The 17,622-nt window shown below is 33.1% G+C and carries 17 protein-coding genes; 9 read left to right on the forward strand and 8 right to left on the reverse strand.

Features of this window, described 5'->3' with window-relative positions; translation table 11 throughout:
- Positions 1 to 6: 6 nt before the first annotated feature.
- The 3 genes from ACS5L2_RS03295 to ACS5L2_RS03305 are packed head-to-tail and all read left to right on the forward strand — an operon-like array spanning position 7 to position 4,672.
- Positions 7 to 738 (forward strand): PEGA domain-containing protein, encoded by a 732-nt coding sequence (locus ACS5L2_RS03295; RefSeq protein WP_459202341.1) that lies wholly within the window; start codon positions 7 to 9, stop codon positions 736 to 738.
- Positions 739 to 750: 12 nt separating this feature from the next.
- Positions 751 to 2,745, forward strand: a complete 1,995-nt coding sequence (locus ACS5L2_RS03300; RefSeq protein WP_459202342.1) for a COG1361 family protein — start codon at positions 751 to 753, stop codon at positions 2,743 to 2,745.
- The gene (locus tag ACS5L2_RS03305) at positions 2,732 to 4,672 is read left to right on the forward strand and encodes a hypothetical protein (RefSeq protein ID WP_459202343.1); all 1,941 of its coding nucleotides are present in this window, start codon (positions 2,732 to 2,734) and stop codon (positions 4,670 to 4,672) included. Before ACS5L2_RS03300 ends, ACS5L2_RS03305 begins: the two co-directional genes overlap by 14 nt.
- Positions 4,673 to 4,676: 4 nt before the next feature.
- Here the strand turns inward: ACS5L2_RS03305 and ACS5L2_RS03310 are convergent, their stop codons facing one another.
- Genes ACS5L2_RS03310 through ACS5L2_RS03320 form a run of 3 tightly spaced genes read right to left on the reverse strand, consistent with a single transcriptional unit; the run spans position 4,677 to position 7,515 of the window.
- Positions 4,677 to 6,155 (reverse strand): hypothetical protein, encoded by a 1,479-nt coding sequence (locus ACS5L2_RS03310; protein WP_459202344.1) that lies wholly within the window; start codon positions 6,153 to 6,155, stop codon positions 4,677 to 4,679.
- A 30-nt stretch (positions 6,156 to 6,185) separates the two neighbouring features.
- Positions 6,186 to 7,331: a hypothetical protein gene (locus ACS5L2_RS03315; RefSeq protein ID WP_459202345.1), complete on the reverse strand. Its 1,146-nt coding sequence runs from the start codon at positions 7,329 to 7,331 to the stop codon at positions 6,186 to 6,188.
- The gene (locus ACS5L2_RS03320) at positions 7,318 to 7,515 is read right to left on the reverse strand and encodes a hypothetical protein (RefSeq protein WP_459202346.1); all 198 of its coding nucleotides are present in this window, start codon (positions 7,513 to 7,515) and stop codon (positions 7,318 to 7,320) included. The genes ACS5L2_RS03315 and ACS5L2_RS03320 overlap by 14 nt, the downstream gene beginning before the upstream one ends.
- A 946-nt stretch (positions 7,516 to 8,461) precedes the next feature.
- Here ACS5L2_RS03320 and ilvC point away from each other — a divergent pair.
- The 3 genes from ilvC (at position 8,462) to ACS5L2_RS03335 (ending at position 10,333) form a co-directional block, all read left to right on the forward strand.
- Complete coding sequence (gene ilvC, locus ACS5L2_RS03325; RefSeq protein ID WP_459202347.1) at positions 8,462 to 9,454, forward strand: ketol-acid reductoisomerase; 993 nt, start codon at positions 8,462 to 8,464, stop codon at positions 9,452 to 9,454.
- 57 nt (positions 9,455 to 9,511) lie between these two features.
- A complete protein-coding gene (locus tag ACS5L2_RS03330; RefSeq protein ID WP_459202348.1) occupies positions 9,512 to 9,706 on the forward strand; it encodes a MoaD/ThiS family protein in 195 nt (64 codons plus the stop codon).
- A gap of 75 nt (positions 9,707 to 9,781) precedes the next feature.
- Positions 9,782 to 10,333, forward strand: a complete 552-nt coding sequence (locus ACS5L2_RS03335; protein ID WP_459202349.1) for a methanogenesis marker 17 protein — start codon at positions 9,782 to 9,784, stop codon at positions 10,331 to 10,333.
- Between the two features lie 20 nt (positions 10,334 to 10,353).
- Here the strand turns inward: ACS5L2_RS03335 and ACS5L2_RS03340 are convergent, their stop codons facing one another.
- The 5 genes from ACS5L2_RS03340 to ACS5L2_RS03360 form a co-directional block, all read right to left on the reverse strand.
- Positions 10,354 to 11,196 (reverse strand): MerR family transcriptional regulator, encoded by an 843-nt coding sequence (locus ACS5L2_RS03340; RefSeq protein ID WP_459202350.1) that lies wholly within the window; start codon positions 11,194 to 11,196, stop codon positions 10,354 to 10,356.
- A gap of 142 nt (positions 11,197 to 11,338) precedes the next feature.
- A complete protein-coding gene (locus ACS5L2_RS03345; RefSeq protein ID WP_459202351.1) occupies positions 11,339 to 11,611 on the reverse strand; it encodes an ACT domain-containing protein in 273 nt (90 codons plus the stop codon).
- A gap of 100 nt (positions 11,612 to 11,711) precedes the next feature.
- Entirely contained in the window at positions 11,712 to 12,605 is an 894-nt protein-coding gene (locus ACS5L2_RS03350; protein ID WP_459202352.1) for a radical SAM protein, read from the reverse strand.
- Positions 12,606 to 12,696: 91 nt separating this feature from the next.
- On the reverse strand, positions 12,697 to 13,908 hold the full coding sequence (locus tag ACS5L2_RS03355) for a U32 family peptidase (protein ID WP_459202353.1): 1,212 nt from the start codon (positions 13,906 to 13,908) through the stop codon (positions 12,697 to 12,699).
- Positions 13,909 to 13,945: 37 nt separating this feature from the next.
- Positions 13,946 to 14,464, reverse strand: coding sequence for an adenine phosphoribosyltransferase (locus tag ACS5L2_RS03360; protein WP_459202354.1), 519 nt, complete (start codon positions 14,462 to 14,464; stop codon positions 13,946 to 13,948).
- 378 nt (positions 14,465 to 14,842) lie between these two features.
- Here ACS5L2_RS03360 and ACS5L2_RS03365 point away from each other — a divergent pair, with 378 nt between their 5' ends.
- Genes ACS5L2_RS03365 through ACS5L2_RS03375 form a run of 3 tightly spaced genes read left to right on the forward strand, consistent with a single transcriptional unit; the run spans position 14,843 to position 17,613 of the window.
- Positions 14,843 to 15,718 (forward strand): phosphoadenosine phosphosulfate reductase domain-containing protein, encoded by an 876-nt coding sequence (locus ACS5L2_RS03365; protein WP_459202355.1) that lies wholly within the window; start codon positions 14,843 to 14,845, stop codon positions 15,716 to 15,718.
- A complete protein-coding gene (locus tag ACS5L2_RS03370; RefSeq protein ID WP_459202356.1) occupies positions 15,715 to 15,945 on the forward strand; it encodes a KEOPS complex subunit Pcc1 in 231 nt (76 codons plus the stop codon). Before ACS5L2_RS03365 ends, ACS5L2_RS03370 begins: the two co-directional genes overlap by 4 nt.
- A 48-nt stretch (positions 15,946 to 15,993) precedes the next feature.
- Complete coding sequence (locus tag ACS5L2_RS03375) at positions 15,994 to 17,613, forward strand: SulP family inorganic anion transporter (RefSeq protein ID WP_459202357.1); 1,620 nt, start codon at positions 15,994 to 15,996, stop codon at positions 17,611 to 17,613.
- Positions 17,614 to 17,622 lie beyond the last annotated feature (9 nt).

Genomic DNA, 17,622 nt, shown 5'->3' on the forward strand with positions numbered 1-17,622 from the left:
TTAAAAATGGAAAATAAATCAATAAAAGGTTTCGGAGTTTTGTTTTTGTTCTTGATTTCCCTTATTTCAAGTGCATTTGCAACAGATGTTGTAATCAACTCAAATGTAGATGGCGTTGGAATTTACGAAAACGGCACTTTAATTGGAACTACGGTAAACAACACTGCAACAATCAATTTTACTGACGAAAACCACGACATTTCGCTTGTAAAAGAGTTTTACGATACTTTAAATTTGACAGTTAATCCGTTGAACGAAACAGAAGTAAACGCAACATTAGAAGAAACTGAATATTTACTTGCTTTGAATTCAAATGTAGATGGAGTTACAATATTTGACGTAACTAACAATGAATCAATTGGTTTATTTGATAATGGATTTAATGTACTCTTAACTCATGGAGATTACGAATTAACCGTTTCAAAAACCGGTTACGCATCCCAGACATTTAACGTTTCAATTCCTGCAGATATTGAAATTAACGTAACACTTGTAGCAGAAGAAACAACTGATGGTACTACCTCAGACGATACGGAAGATGATACTACTGCTGACGATTCAGAAGATGACGAAGATGGCCGGACAATTATCGTTTTAAGTGCACTTGATGACGATTCAGCTGTTTCAAAATTACAGGGCTTAATTTCAGATAATCCTGTAGTTGCACTCGTTGTATTTATTGTAGTAATCGTTACTTTAGGCTCTTTATTTGGAGTATGGAATATTAAAGGACTTTAAGGGTGATAAGAAATGAAAAAATCTTATTTCCTTTTTATTTTATTGCTACTTTCGGTAGTTGGCTCTGTTTCAGCTGCTACGGAAAATATTACAATTCCAGAAACTTCTGCAACATCGGACTGGTGGGTAGAATTATCTGATACATCGATGACTACTGAACTTGTAGTTTACCAGTTAAATCAAACTGTTTGGGGTGGAAATGCCCCAGTTTTAACGGGAATTTTTGATTACAGGATATATTTTGCGAGTAAAGATGATTTAGGTAGATTTTGTAATATTATTTCTACTACTTCGGATTTAGCGTTTAATGGGGATTTTACTCCTTTTGAGTGCGGACAGGCATTACCTTTAACAGTTATTAAAGTTCAAGGTTCCTGTAACGAAAATAAGTTGATTGATGATGTAATTTCCATAAATACCTCTGGTGCAGGTTATATTTATGCGTATAACCATTTGTGGGGCGGTACTTATTCATGGTCAAAAGTTGTTTTGAACGGGGTGCAGTTTTCTTATGCTTCACAAACCACGGTAGAGGAGTTTAACAAAGGTGTTATTTCATCAAGGAATGATTTAGAGTATTTAATTCAATCAGGTTGGTATAATGGTGGTGGTGCAAATTTAGAATGTTCATTTGCCATTTTTGATTATATCGACTATTCAGTTACCCAAACTACGAGTTATAAATCAACTGTTACAGAATTGTACTGCCCCCCTCCAAGATATGATTTAGAATTGAACTCAAATGTTAATTCATTTGACGTTTACGCTGGAGAGATATGTTTAGGTACGTATGATAATGAGGATATAATCCAATTTCCTGCCGGAATTCATGAATTAACTTTTAAAAAAGGCGGTTACTGGGATATTACCAAGACGGTTGAATTTATAGATGGTCCGGTAAGTGTAAGCCTTAATTTTATTCCTTCAAACTACCTGTATTCCATTACAACCGATGTTGGGGAAATAAACACGTACTGCTATGCTGAACAGATAATACCTTTCAGTATTTCACCAATTAAAAATTCAAATGGAATTACCGTATCGTTTAGTGGTGCGGAAGTTTTAGAAGTTAGGGATAGTGTGGGAACAATTCTTACAGCAGATTCAAACGGAAGATATGAAGTTGGCTCAATTAACGTTGATAGTTCAAAATCATATACTGTAAAAATCGCTACGGGTCCAACTCTTGGAACTAAAAACTTTGTAGTTACTGCAAATGGTTACGATTTGTATGGGAACGTGTATCAGGGAATTCAGACGATTTCATATACCTGTAATGAGCTTCCTGTAAGGCTTACGCTACCTTCATCTTACGTGATTGGTTTAAATTCTGTTAGGGTTGCAGAAATGCAAGGGGAAGAATCAACTGTAATTACTGTTGAACTCTTGAAAGACGGCGTTTCATTGTGGAACGATAACTACGACTTTGACAGCTACGATTCGCATACATTTGAATTCAATATTGATGAAACCGGAGATTACTCTTTGAAATTTGTTTCAAGTAGTTTTTCAATTACTGTTCCAATTTCAGTTGAAAATCCAATTTCATTAGTTGAAAATACTGTTACAGGAAGTGCTGGAAGTACTATAAGTATTCCAATTTCAATTACAAATCCTTTAACGGTTCCACAGTACTACGATATTATAATTGCGCCTGTAAATTCGGTTAATCCTTTACAAAACAGTACATCAACGAGGGTTTCAGTTGCACCTGGGGAAACGAAAACAGTAAGGCCCGAAGCAAAACTGAATGAAGAACTTGATTTTGATTCATACAGCCTTTTAGTAACTGTTATGAGTACCGATTCAAGCATTTCGTTGATGGAAGATCAGGTTACCTTAACGATATATTCAGGTGGAAGTTCATTTATTCCTGTATTTTACACCGATGGACCGATATATACCAATCCTTATGTTATTGGTGCAGTTATTTTGGTTTTAGGTGGTGGATATTTCATATTCAGGAAAAAAAGTTTGAAAAAAGGTGGTAAACGTGCAAAAAAATAAATTTGCTCTACCTTTAATCCTTTTATTTTTGATGTCTTTTGTTCCCGTTCATGCTGAGGATACAGGGGATATAGTAACAGATTGGCTCTTTAGAGCTTTTGATTATCCGGCATACTTAGTTTATCAGGGTGCAAGTTATTTTTACGACTTACTTACTGTAGATGATATTGCTCTTCCAACGTCAGACAATTCCGAGGAATCCGCAGATGAAAAACTTGGTGGTGCGGAAGCAAATACAACGGAAGTTGATGATGTTGCAGAATCAGATATTAAACACCTTGTTGATGAAATTGATGCAGACATGGTCCATTATTCAATGGATGGTGAGGGTTCGACTTCTGATATTGACGTTAAACTTTACGGACCTGATAATATCCGTGGATATTCTGTATTTCCTGTAAAAGTTACAATTTACAGAAATTCTTTTGATGGATTACCTAATGGAATTCACATAAAAAAAGTAGTTTTAACCGTTAAACAGGTTGGCGGTGAGGATGATGGAAACTCCTGGTGGTCTTACACAAAAGAAATACCCTATTGGTATGATGATGAGGAAACTGGAGATTATATCTTAAATGGGGTATATATTGATGATAATACCGCAACATTTAAAACATTATTAAAAACGCCTGATCCTTATGCTTCGCAAGTAGAAGATTATGCAACTGGAACAATCATTGACCCTTCAATTGAAGATATACTGCTTTCTGAATCTCCATCTTTTGAAGTTGAATGTAGTGTTTATGGTGAAATGGAAAACTGGTTTATGGCTGATATTTACGATGAAGAAGGAGATAAAATAGGTGAGCATAAGGAAAGGGATAACGATTTAGATGTAGTTTGCCATTATACCACTACCAAGACATATAAAGCAGAAAAAGCCGGTTTATATGCTTTAGGGGATTTTACAGGTGCTTTGACAAAAGATTTTGAAGCTGAGGATGGAGATACATATAAAGCATTTGAAATGATTGCTCAGGGGTCCACGAGTGATATTATAACTCGATTCTGGGCTACTCCAATTCACGTGTTAAATTCACACCCTGCAGAAAGATTATATATTCTTGCAAATCCAAGTTATATGGAAGAATTTAAATCAAATATTCAGATTTCAGATGATGCAAGACTTGTAACTGTTAGGATTTTAAAAGACGGAACTTATGAAATTTCCAATGACCAAAAAGATTCTTTCGGGGACCTTTCAAGTACTAACGTGATTACTGCCCTTACCGGATATGAAGCAACTGATGATACAATCGGTTTTGCAACGTATGGTATTGTTTACGCGGAGGTTGAAAGAGATGACGGTAAGGATTTGCCAATCTGGTCTATTGTGCGGCCTAAAATTGTTGTATTAAATGATGATGTAACAATTGTTGGAGATATAATAACCGAGCTTCAAGACTTGCTTTCTAAAGATAGTTTAAATGTTTTTGAGCAGGAGGAAGTAAATAATCAAGTTGTTTCACTTGGAGAATCTTTGAAAACTAAATTAGGTCAAGCTTCAAATTATGTTGAAAGAGGTCAAGACCTCAACATGGACGATGTTGAAAGAGTTGCAAAAAAAGCATATGATTCTTATGAAAAAGCAATTGAAACTCTTAATGATATTAATTACGAAGATGTAGACGATATTAATAATAAATTAGAAGAAGCAAGGAATTACGAACTTTCAGGTGATTTTTACCTTGAATCTGCAAAAGCTTATTACTTTGGAGATACCACGAGTGGAGATATTGCCGAAGAATCCGGAGATAAATTAAGTGATGATTCAAGTGGCTGGTTTATTTTTGCAGATGGTTCAATCATTTCTGACTTTGTAGAAATGGTTCCGGGGGGAACTTTAACAATTGTTGTAGTTCTTGGCGGATTAGTTTTGGCCTATTTCTTGTTTAAACCTTCAAATGGAAGGGGAAGAAGATATTAATTAACTACTTTTTTATTTTTTCAGTAATGTTCCCTTCTGTGAAAATATCCTTAAATTCTAAGGTATCCATGTTTGAATGTGGGGAAGACAATACTCCTAAAAAAGCTATTTCAAGTAATCCATATACCCATAAATTATAAAATTCTTTAATAAATGAAATCTGAACGTCATTGAATAGTTTACTATCTTTTTTATTATTAAGACCAATATCTATAATCTCCATACTTATTTTTAAAATGTATATAATGATGCCCAGTATTAACTCATAATTTGGTAGTTTTTTAATGTCTTTGTTAAAATAAAGTAGGTGAGATACTAATCTATAAAATGAGACCTCCCCCTCTAAATGTTCCATTACATATTCGTAGAATGGTTTTTTATCAATGTTTTCCGGTTTTGGAGGGATAATTTTGATTAACTCTTTTATATATTCAATTGCACTGTCAAAAGATTCTGATTCTAAATCTAAATTATTGGGTATTTCATAATACTCGATATAGTCTAAGTAACTTTCAGAGATTATTTTTTTAATGTAATAATTTATTTTTTCGTTATCATATGACCCTTTAAGGCCATTGGATACATTTTTGACCCGTTGTTTAATTTTTTTATCTTTGTATTCAGAGATGGCCCAAAATATAGTAAAACTACCTATCGCAGAAATGGCACTATTTGATGCCTGATTTTTTAGAGTAAACGAAATATTTAAAATTATGTAAAATACGCCTATTATTGACGAAACAGATAATAAATTAATAAAAAGGGCAGTTACACGTGCAATTAAAAGTGCTATAACAAGAAAAGTAACATATAATGATCTATTGGTTTTAGTTTTTAATCCATGGATTAAATCATAAATATTTTTTAAACTTACTTTTAAGATGGAAAAATCCATTTTTGACTTTTTGGTTAAATTTGTATATATGGTTTCTAAAACTTTTAAGGGAAACATTACGATTTTGATAAGTATCTTTAAAAATATCCTTAAAAAAACGTAGATATTAAGTATGGCATATCCAAAAGCCAATACAAAATAAAATAAACCTGATATGATGCTTTCCGCTAAATTTTTGATATTTATTATAATAAAATAGCATACAATAGCATAAGTAAAATAAGATATTAATATGTTATGAATGTTCAATGTAGAATATAACCAAGCTATTAACACTGAAAAGTACAATAAATACTGTTTTGGAGAGCTATTTTTTGAATACTTTATAAAATTTAATATCCATAATGCGATCAAAATTAAATAAAATGAAACATCAAATGGCATTGTTTCAAATAATTTATATTCTAAACCTACCCCAATAATAACTTTTGAAAAAACGTAAGCTACTAACAACGAAATTGCTAAAAATTCTAAAATCGTGGACGTAAACATCATATTCTGGGTCCAAGATTCAAAATCTTTAAAATATTTTTCAACTTTTGAAATATTTTCAGTTTCTTCTTTAATTTTTAAGCTGTTTGTGGACATTTTAACACTTATATATTAATTTTTAAAAAATCATTTTATGGGGGTATAGTTCCTGCAGTTATCTCCAAAACATCCGTAACCCCTATTGAAAATATGATTACATACATCGAGATTTCGATCAAGATACTTACAATCTGAAGTTAAAGTTTCTTCCCATTGTGCAGCTTTTATTTTTTGACATAAATAATCTAAGGGATGTTTAACCCAGGGCTTTTCACAAATTTCATCTTTATGGCAGTAGTATCCAAGACCGTTATCTTTCCAGTTTTTACAATACTCACAATGTACATATCGGGGTGAATTGTATCCTATATTATTACTAATATAATATTTTGTCCTCTCAGCGTTAAAATCTGCAGAAGTATTAAATATTGAAATTATTTCGTCCAAAAATAATTCTATTTCTTGTGTGGATGCTAAATCTAATGCTTTGACTTCTTTTACTCTTCCGTCCATATACATTCTTAAGTTATGGTTAAATTTTGCAGCAAACAAAAAAGCTACTAGTGATCTTCTGGGGTAGTGTGTTGGAGATCCCCCTGAAGAAATATCTGCCAAAATCCCCCGTATACATGGGGGAAACCACTCTGCAGGTATTTCTCCAGAGTAATTTACAGGTTTTATTACTATTTTATCTTTTTTAACACTTAACATTTCCCTAACATCTAAAAAACTATTTATTTCGTCTACAAATTGTTTTAAACAGTCTGGGAGTTTACGTTCTTTTATTTTTTCCATTCCATCGGTTAATTTTTTTCTCATTTTGTATTTCAAATATAGTTGGGTTTGATATGTATTCAATAAAACTTTTGAATTATCTACATTTATTCTGCATAAGTCTAAATCATTGTCATTAGAATGCGCTGCAACTTCAATAAAATCCCATATATCTAAAGTTTCTCCGTCTAAACCTTTTTTATGATTTAGACTTTCCGAAAGTTCTAATTTTATAACCTTATTGACGTATTGATACGAATAATTTGAATATGCAATTAAAACAAAAGTTATGTAATTTATTAACGTGTCTGTAGTTTCGTCTATCTCTTTTTGTTTATATTCGGGCCAATTTCTAAATATTTGGTCTATTTTCAACTGTATTAGCTGACACGTTTCTTTATTTTCTAACTCTTCTAATATATCTCGGTCTTTGATAAGTTCTATGTTATCTAAAAACATGCTTTTCACCTTCAACATGCTTTCGGATCTCTTCTCGCTGGTGTTCCAATATTATTTTAAATTCAACTGCTTCATCAAATGTCATTCCTTCATTCATTAATTCTTCAATTTCTAAAACAGACTTTAAAACTTCTTCTTTACTAAGTTCTTTAGATTCTCCATCAAAAAGTTCAGTTATCTTCAAAAAATACACCCCTAAAATGAATAATTAATGTTTTTTATTGGGGATATATCATCTTTTTGATCCTTACCCGAAGGGAATAAAATCGCATGCAAACTAAACCCCGTAGGGAGTAGTATTCTGTCCGACCTTTTTGGTCTTGTTCAGTAGTTTTGAATTTTCTACTATACGGGGTTTTGAGCGCAAGCGTCCCGAAGGGCAAAACCCGATATTGTAGAAAATTATATTTTCTACCCGTTAATCCAGACCCGAAGGGTCATATATCATATAGCCTTGAGCTCTAATTATCTCCCCGGCGATATATACCCGAAAGGGTATATAAGCCATGGGCTTGACTCGTTTTTAATTTAATAGATTGCGTGGCGTTCCGGAGGACTGCCAACACTCTAAAAAATAAAATCAATCTTGGCAGTTCGAGAAACGTCTGAGCAGGTCGCGACCTGCGAAAGCAATCGAACCGGTTATTTGAGTGTTAAAATCTAAACTTAATTGAATGAATTGCGTTAGCAATTCTTGATTCCGATAAAATCATAAATCTCAAGATACTTTTCATGGGCGTTAGCCCATCCTAAGTGTGGTAGCCAAACCCCCGTAAGAGGGGTTTGGCGTATACCATTTGGTAAGTTCGCCTGCTCCGTCAGGACTTATAATGGTAATCAAGGTGTTAGGGTGGGAAATCCACGCACAACTTTCAATCTCGGTAAAATGAATAAGCATGGATTAATCGTTTTTTACATAGAACTTGAAAATCGTCGTATTATACCTGTTTTAATCGTCTAAAAAAATAAGCGTTTTCCGTTCTTTAATCGTCAAAAAGAGAAATTATAAATATCATGATTTTAACTGTTAATTATAATAAATTAATACATTTGTGTATCCAAATCGGTATCAGATGTTAATATTATATATGATTATACTATAAAAGATTGTGAGATTAGAGGTGAAGACAATGAAGGTATTCTATGACTCAGATTTTAAATTAGATGCTTTAAAAGAAAAGACAATCGCAGTAATAGGTTACGGAAGTCAAGGTAGAGCACAGTCCTTAAACATGAAAGACAGCGGATTAAACGTTGTTGTTGGTTTAAGAAAAAACGGTGCTTCATGGGATAAAGCTAAAGCAGACGGTCATACAGTAATGACCATCGAAGAAGCTGCTGAAAAAGCTGACATCATCCACATATTAATACCTGATGAATTACAGGCAGAAGTTTACGATGCCCAAATAAAACCATACCTCAAAGAAGGAAAAACACTCAGCTTTTCACATGGTTTTAACATCCACTATGGATTCATTGTTCCACCAAAAGGAGTTAACGTGGTTTTAGTTGCTCCAAAATCACCTGGAAAAATGGTTAGAAGAACATACGAAGAAGGTTTCGGTGTTCCAGGTTTAATCTGTATCGAAATTGATGCAACAAACAACGCATTTGACATTGTTTCGGCAATGGCAAAAGGAATCGGTTTATCAAGAGCTGGAGTTATCCAGACAACATTCAAAGAAGAAACAGAAACTGACCTTTTCGGTGAACAAGCTGTTTTATGCGGTGGAGTTACCGAATTAATCAAAGCAGGATTTGAAACACTCGTTGAAGCAGGATACGCACCTGAAATGGCATACTTTGAAACATGCCACGAATTGAAATTAATCGTTGACTTAATCTACCAAAAAGGATTCAAAAACATGTGGAACGATGTAAGTAACACTGCAGAATACGGTGGACTTACAAGAAGAAGCAGAATTGTTACAGCTGACTCAAAAGCTGCAATGAAAGAAATCTTAAAAGAAATCCAAGATGGAAGATTTACAAAAGAATTCCTTCTTGAAAAACAAGTAAGCTATGCACACTTAAAAGCAATGAGAAGACTCGAAGGAGAATTACAAATCGAGGAAGTCGGAGCAAAATTAAGAAAAATGTGCGGTCTTGAAAAAGAAGAATAATTAATTTATTTTTCATTTTTAACTACTTTTTTATTATTTTAAAATCAGGTGGTTCTTTTGAAAGTTTTTATAAAGAATGCTGGAGAATTGTCCGAAATTGAACTGCCGGAAAATGCAAAGCTAAAAGATTTCATCAAAAAAATGGGATTAAAAGACAATCTTGTTGTTCGAAATGGCGAGATTTTATCTGAAAATGAAACTCTATCTGAAAACGACACTTTAAGACTCGTCCCAATTGTTTCGGGTGGCTAAGACTTTATTTATATACTATTTTTGCAATATATTACTTTAGAAAATAATCATCCATTTTTAAGATTCAGGGGTAATATGGCTTATATCGATGTTGAATGCAATGACGAAGCTGGAAAAGCAATTTACGAAAGAATTATTCAAACGTCTCTTGAAGACCTCGTTTTAGGAAAATCTATCATAAAGACAAAAATGATTTGTAAACAGGAAATTCCATATTTTATAATTGGAATCTTGCCAAAATCAACTTCAAAGCTGATAAGATTAAGGGATATTGCAACAATTGATGAATCAAAGAAATCGAATGGAAAAACTATAACTAAATTAAATATTGATGACGAAACTTACGCGCCTGAGCTTTTAGCAAAAATAAATGTTATAGACCAGCCTTCAAGATTTGAAATTGTTACTGATTCAGAAATTGATTCAAACATGGTAATTCACGATGCAAAGGAAGATTTTGTTGATCGGGTTCTTGATTTTATGAACCGTGTTTTTCCAGAAGGAATGAGAATTAGAAAAACAATTCGAGACAAAACTGTAGTAATGGTTGCATCAGAAAAGCCAATCGAACAAGAATGGATGGATGAAGCGATAAAACTTCAAGAAGAGCTTAAAAAATTTAAATAATTAAAATTAAGATTTAAATCTTAAATTTCTTTTTTAAAAGGTATTTGAAGTTCTGTAATTAAGTTTTCACTCTCAACTTCATGTGGACTGTTAATATAAAGTTCTCTATCTGGAAGTGTTTGAACAAGATTATTTTCAGCCATATATTCAAACAATTTTGAATAAACTATTCCTAAATTTTCATATGGACCCGTATACACGGTAGAAATACATTTACATTTTGGAAGTGTTTTTATTTCAATTTCGGGGACGTTTACTGTAATTTTTCCCGAAATTGGGAGTACCATTTCAACATCTGAATTGTTTTCATCAAATTCGCTGTCGTGGCATAACTTCATAACAGGACTTGTAATTTTTACTCCATTTTTCTGGTTTTCCGGATTAAAAACTGTTTTCATTAATTTTTCCACGAGCAAATGGCAGGTTTCTTTGATAGGTCCTGTTTTTCTTGAACTAATGACTCTTAATTCAGGAATTTCTTTTATTTTAATATCGGTCAGTGTTATGTTAAACACCTCTTCTGAATTATTAGATTCCAATATTTTTTGGATTTTTTGAAGTTTTTTTATTTCTTTTTTGGTAATTCTAATTTGATTTTCAATTAAGTTATGTATTAATTCATTATTTTCAGTTTTTTCAGCAGTTATCAGTTCAAAAATATTTTCAAGGCTGAATCCGAGGTCTAAATATGTTTTTATTTTAATCCCTGATTTTATCTGTGAAACTGAGTAGTACCTGTATCCAGTTATCATATCTTTTAATTCTGGAACCAAAATTTCTTTTTTATCGTAATAATGAAGTGCTTTTTTTGAAAGTTGGGTTATCACGGAAAATTTTCCGATTGGAATTTTATGCTGAATCATATAATCACTTAAGTTTGTCATTACACCGGTGCTCGAAATAAAATATGGATTGCAGGTTATATATTGAATAGCAGTTAACCACGGGTAAAAGTTTTGAATATCTTAAAAATAATCAAATTGAAAAGAGTATTTTTTAAAAAAATTAAATTCTGTGCATGTATTTGAAGATATTTTCGTGTTGCACGTTTATTTTAACTCCGATTTCTGATCCAAGCTTTTCAAGGGCAACGTTTAATTCTGAAAAGTCTGAACTTATTTTTGAAATATCAACAAGCATAATCATTGTGAACAGGTCTTCCATGATTGTCTGCCTGATATCTACGATATTTGCACTGTGTTCTGCGAGAATTTTTGTAACTGCTGCAACGATTCCGGGTTTATCAACACCAACAACGGTAATTACCACATTTTCCATAAATAGCACCTTTAAAAATCATGTTTCTTATCTTAGCTTTTATCTTTAAAAAGTATCATTTATACCTTATGGTTAAAAAATTAAAAATTTAAAAAAGAAATTAGTGTGAGAAGTGTTTTAAATCGTAAATATCTAACTGTTTACCTTTTTCTCCAAGGTGTTTGTGTTCCGTGATAAGTCCTGCAGCATCAGCTCTACACTGTTGGCATGCTCTAAACTGGTGGAGGTATTCTTCTGCAGTATCTCTTATGTTGCTTATTTCATCACAGGTTGGTTTTCTTAAATTTTCCATTTTGTACATTGGAATTAAAGGAATTACGTTGTGAACGAACGCATCTTTTTCGAAGGTTTTTGCAATTTCTACAATATGGTCCATATTTATTTCAGGGATTAATACCGTGTTAATTTTAACTGCAACACCGAATTCTGCCAATTTTTTAACTCCTTCAATCTGGTTTTTGATTAAAATTTCAGCACCTTCTTCTCCACGGTAAACTTTTCCTTCGTAGTATATCCAGTCAACAATCTGTGCTTGAATTTTTGGATCTACCGCATTTACGGTTACGGTTACAGTTTTTACTCCAAGTTCTGCCAACCTTTCAGCATATTTTGGAAGTAAAAGCCCGTTAGTTGAAAGACATCTAACTAAATCAGGGAATTTTTCTTTTAATATTTCAAGAGTTTCGAAAGTTTCTTCATTGAACAAGCTGTCTCCTGGTCCAGCAATTCCTGCAACTTTGATGTTTGGACTTCTTACGAGCAATTCGTTTAGGTAGTTTTCTACCTCTGCGGGTTTCATGATGTGGTGTGAAACACCTGGCCTATCCTCACAGACTGATTCATCTCCGATACTCCTTTTACAGAATTTGCACGCGATATTACATTTTGGTGCAACGGGCAAATGGACTCTTCCAATTTTGTGGTGGAGTTTTTCGTTGTAGCAAGGGTGTACGCTTGTAATATGTGCAAATTTAGACATCTTATCTTCTTTCATCATGATCACCATAATATTGATATTCATAATTCATACTTTTAGATATAAAAATTTACTGTACTAATTTCGGAATTTTAATTTAAAAACTAAATTAATCCTCTTTTAGAATGTAAACTTTGTCATTTTCCCTTACTAAATTTTCAAGTTTGATTCCAACATTTTGACCCTTTTTGGCAGTTTTTATGTTCTCACCTTCGACCTGCATCGACTCAATTTTTTCTTCAACGCATCCAGTAGTTGGTCCGATTATTAAAATACTATTTCCTACGTTTAAATCGTCAATAACTGTGATTTCTGCAACGCCTACTTTTTTAAAGTAATTTACAACCTTTCCAACTTCAATTTTTTTGTACGGGGAGACATTTCCTTCAAATTCGTACTGCAAATCGTGAGTACAAGTAATATCTCTGAAATAAAATCCTGTATCGTATTCTCGATTGTAGATTTTATCGAGTTCTTTTTTGAATATCGGCAGTTTTTCTTCGTAAGTTCCATCAATTACTGAATCAATAGCTTCCCTGTACGTTTTTGTTGCACGCATCACGTAATCTACGTTTTTAGCACGCCCTTCAATTTTAAAGCAGTCAAAAACATCAATCATTTCAGGGATGTGTTCAATCATGCAGAGGTCTTTTGGTGAAAGTAAGTATTTTCCTTCAGAGATTAGCTCATGAGTTCCATCCGCATGCTCATTTACCAATTTCCACGATCTCCTGCACGGTTGTAAACAATCCCCGCAGTTTGCATTTCTATTGAATAAATATGAACTTAAATAGCATCTTCCACTCATTGCGGTACAGAGCGCCCCGTGAATAAATCCTTCGAGCTCTAAATCAACTTTATTTACTTTTAAATTTTCTTTAATCTGTTTAATCTGATTTAATGTAAGTTCTCTTGATAAAACAACTCTTTTTGCAAATTTTGAAAAGAATTCAGCAGTTTTTGAATTTGTAATGTTGTTTTGAACGCTCACGTGAACTTCAAGTCCGAGTTCTTTTGCAGTAACCATTGCTCCAATATCATTTACAATTACAGCATCTACTTCTGCGGATTTAGCAAATTCGAGTATTTCATTTAAATTTAAAATATCATCTTCGTAAATTACCGTGTTTGTACAGAGATATACTCGCTTATTTGCATCGTGTGCGAAGTTAATGCCTTCGATTAATTCGTTTCTCTCGAAATTTTTAGCGGTTGCACGCATACTCATTTCTTTTAGTCCGCAGTACACTGAATCTGCACCGTTATTGAATGCAGTAATCAAGCCCGATAAATCTCTTGCAGGGGCCAATAATTCAACCATATTCTTCACCAAAATCAAAATAATTAGTATTAAAGCATTATACATCGTATTTAACAAGCGACTGTATGTCGTATCCTTTTAATTTATCCCTTCCTTTTAGTTCTGTGAGTTCGATTACAAAGTTAAGTGCTGAAATGTGTCCACCTACTTTTTCTACGAGTTTGGAAACTCCCAAAACAGTTCCGCCTGTTGCAAGAAGGTCGTCAACTATTGCAACGTTCTGACCTTTTTCAATTCCATCGCTGTGAATTTCAAGGCTGTCTGCACCATATTCAAGTGCATAATCAACTGAAAAAGTTTTGTACGGCAATTTTCCCGGTTTTCTAACTGGAACAAACCCGATATCAAGTTCATGAGCAACAGGAACACCAAATAAAAAACCGCGTGCTTCAGGACCGACTATAACATCGACATTTTTATCTTCGAGGTATTTTGTAATCTCTTTTGTCGTATGTTTCATTGCTTTTGGGTCTTTTAAAATTGGAGTTACATCTTTAAAGCTTATTCCTTCTATTGGAAAATTTTCTACAATTCTTATCTTTTTTCTTAAATCCATTGTATTCACCGGGTTGAACTCGTAATGAAAGCAGGAATATTCTTATAATTTTGTTACTGCACAGATTTTTAGGCTTTTTTAATATCCTATTTAAACGTATATAATATTGCACGTTTTATATTAAAGTATTTTTCTAAAAAATGGTTGAAATTATAAAATAGACTTAAAAATTAAAGATATTCTTTTTAAAATTTAAAATAATTAGATTTGGGCAGATTTTTTAAAAATTTAAAAAAGGATATATTTCATTTGCGGTTTAATCGGGAATAAAATAAAAAAATCAATCTCTAAAATTTAAAAAGAATTTTTGTAAAATTATTTTTATTGGAGTTATGTATTTAAGTAATTTAATCAAGTAGTTAGTATTGGTTGAATATCATGGAAAAAATTAAAGGAAAAAACACGGTAAACTGCGAAATTTGCCTTCACAACAGCAAAACACGCCCGATGTATAAACACGAAGGAAAAAACATCTGCATTGAATGCTTAAACGCCCTAAAATTTCCTAGAAACTTCGAAGAAATGAGAAACGAAGTAATGGAATATTTAGATGAACTCAGAATTAGAAATAATAAATACAACTGTATTTTAGGATTTTCTGGCGGAAAAGATAGCGTTGTTGCGCTGTATTTGCTTGTAAAAGAACTCAGAATCCGGCCTTTATGTGTAACTGTTGATAACGGTTATTTAGCAGAAGAAGCACTTATAAACTGTAAAAACGTTGCAAAGCATTTTGGAGTAGACTGGCTTGTAATAAACAAGGATTTTACGAAATTCTTCAAGGAAACCATTTCAAAAGGCGAATCTCCGTGCAGAGTATGTTCTGACATGAACATGCACGAAATCTGGCAGTTTGCAAGACAGACGAATATCGACACAATTGTGACAGGACACGAACTTCCATTTGGTACAACTGCAATACGGGAGATGAAAAAAGGAATAAATATGTTAAGGCTCCTCGTTGCATACAAATTAACAGAAGAAGATAGATATAACATATTAAAAGAAATTCCTTGGGAAAAACCTGATCTCGGCGGATACACGACAAACTGTTTAATTCTTGCTCCAGCGCTTGTCGAATTTAAGAAAAAGCATGGATTTAATTTTGAATATGATAGAGTTTCTGCAATGATAAGATATGGCCTCATGACACGCGAAGAAGCAGAAGAAGCATTAAAATGCCAGGAAGTTTCCGAAGAAATATACGAAGAGCTTAAAAAAAGAGGGCTCGATTTTAAAAATTTAAAAGAATGATTTTTATGAAAATAGATTTTGAAATGACTTACAATTCAAAAAAGGAAATTGTAAACAGCTTAAAAGTTGACGATGTAGACGATGGACTTATTATTGATACTAAATTTGATAATGAAAAGATTAAAGTGAATATTAAAACTAATTCAGTTGGATCTTTAAAAAACATACTCGATGACTTTTTTGTAAATTACGAACTTGCAGAAAATATAGTAAATCTTAAAAAATAATTTAAAGCGAAAAATTCGTTTAATCAATGAAATATAAGGTATTTAAAAATGAATGAAAAAATAAACACGAATCAAACTAAAGATTTAAAAAATAAAATAGTTGAATTGGTAATTCCAAAAAATGGAAGCGTAAAAAATGACGTTTTGTCAGGATTAACCGTAGCTTTGGCGCTGGTTCCAGAAGCAATTGCATTTTCATTTATTCTTGGAATTGATCCTACAATCGGGCTTTACGCCGCATTTATCATGGGAATTGTAACCGCATTAATTGGTGGACGACCCGGAATGATAAGTGGCGCTACTGGTGCTGTTGCGGTTATTTTTGCTCCATTGGTAATCTCAAAAGTTCAAACTAGCGGAATGGAGTCTGCACTCGGATATTTATTCATCGCAGTATTATTCATGGGAATTATTCAGGTATTTTTTGGAATATCGAAGGTAGGAAAATTCGTGAGACTTATTCCACACCCGGTAATGCTTGGATTTGTAAATGGGCTTGCAATAATAATATTTTTATCTCAAATCGGGCAGTTCTATGGTGCAGATGGAAATTTACTTCCATGGCCGATTCTTTCAATAATGCTTGTTTTAATTGCAATTACAATGATTATTGCGATATACTTGCCAAAAATCACCCGTGCGGTTCCCGCAACGCTTGTAGCAATAATTACTGTAACCATAATCTCGTATTTCTTAAATAATGCAGGATACACAGTTTTAACGGTACTTGATTTTATAAAATCGATAGATCCATTAAGAACGACGCTCGCAGTTTCAGTTCCTTCATTTGCCCTGCCAAATGTTCCGTTAAATTGGGATACGCTTAAAACAGTTCTTCCTTATTCATTTTTAGCCGCATGTGTTGGTTTAATTGAATCATTGATGACTTTAAGGTTAATTGATGAATTAACCGAAACTCGTGGTAGGAGTAATCGGGAATGTATCGGTCAAGGTATTGCAAACATCTTAAATGGATTTTTTGGTGGAATGGGTGGCTGTGCAATGATTGGACAAAGCATGATTAACATTCGAGGTGGCGGACGTGGCAGGCTTTCCGGAATTTCCGCTGCAATATTATTATTGATATTTATTGTATGGGGTGCCCCGATAATTGAAATGATTCCGCTTGCAGCACTCGTTGGAGTCATGTTTATCGTTGTAATCGGTACATTTGAATGGTCCAGCTTTAGAATATTAAAAAAAATCCCAAGGTCTGACGCAGCAATTATTGCAGTCGTGTCAATCATGACCGTTGTATTTAACCTTGCAACCGCAGTATTTTTGGGAATTATATTGGCAGCACTTGTTTTTGCATGGAATCGGGGAAAAGATATATGGGCAAGTACAAAATCTATGAAGAACAAAAAAGTATACATGCTTCACGGCCCTTTGTTTTTTGCATCAACATCGAAATTCAAGAGCCTGTTTGATTACCAAAATGACCCGATCGATGTTGTTATCGACTTTAACAAATCGAGGGTTTACGACCATTCTGCAATCGAAGCAATAAATAGTGTTGCAGAGAAATATACTCAACATGGAAAGCAATTGCACCTCCTTAATTTAAGCAAGGACTGCGATAAGTTAATTAAAAAAGCAGATAATATTGTAGAAGTCAGTATTCTTGATAATTTGATATGGCATGTTGCCGATGATAAGTTAGAATAATGTTTAAAC

This window comes from Methanococcus mangrovi, from assembly GCF_054506835.1.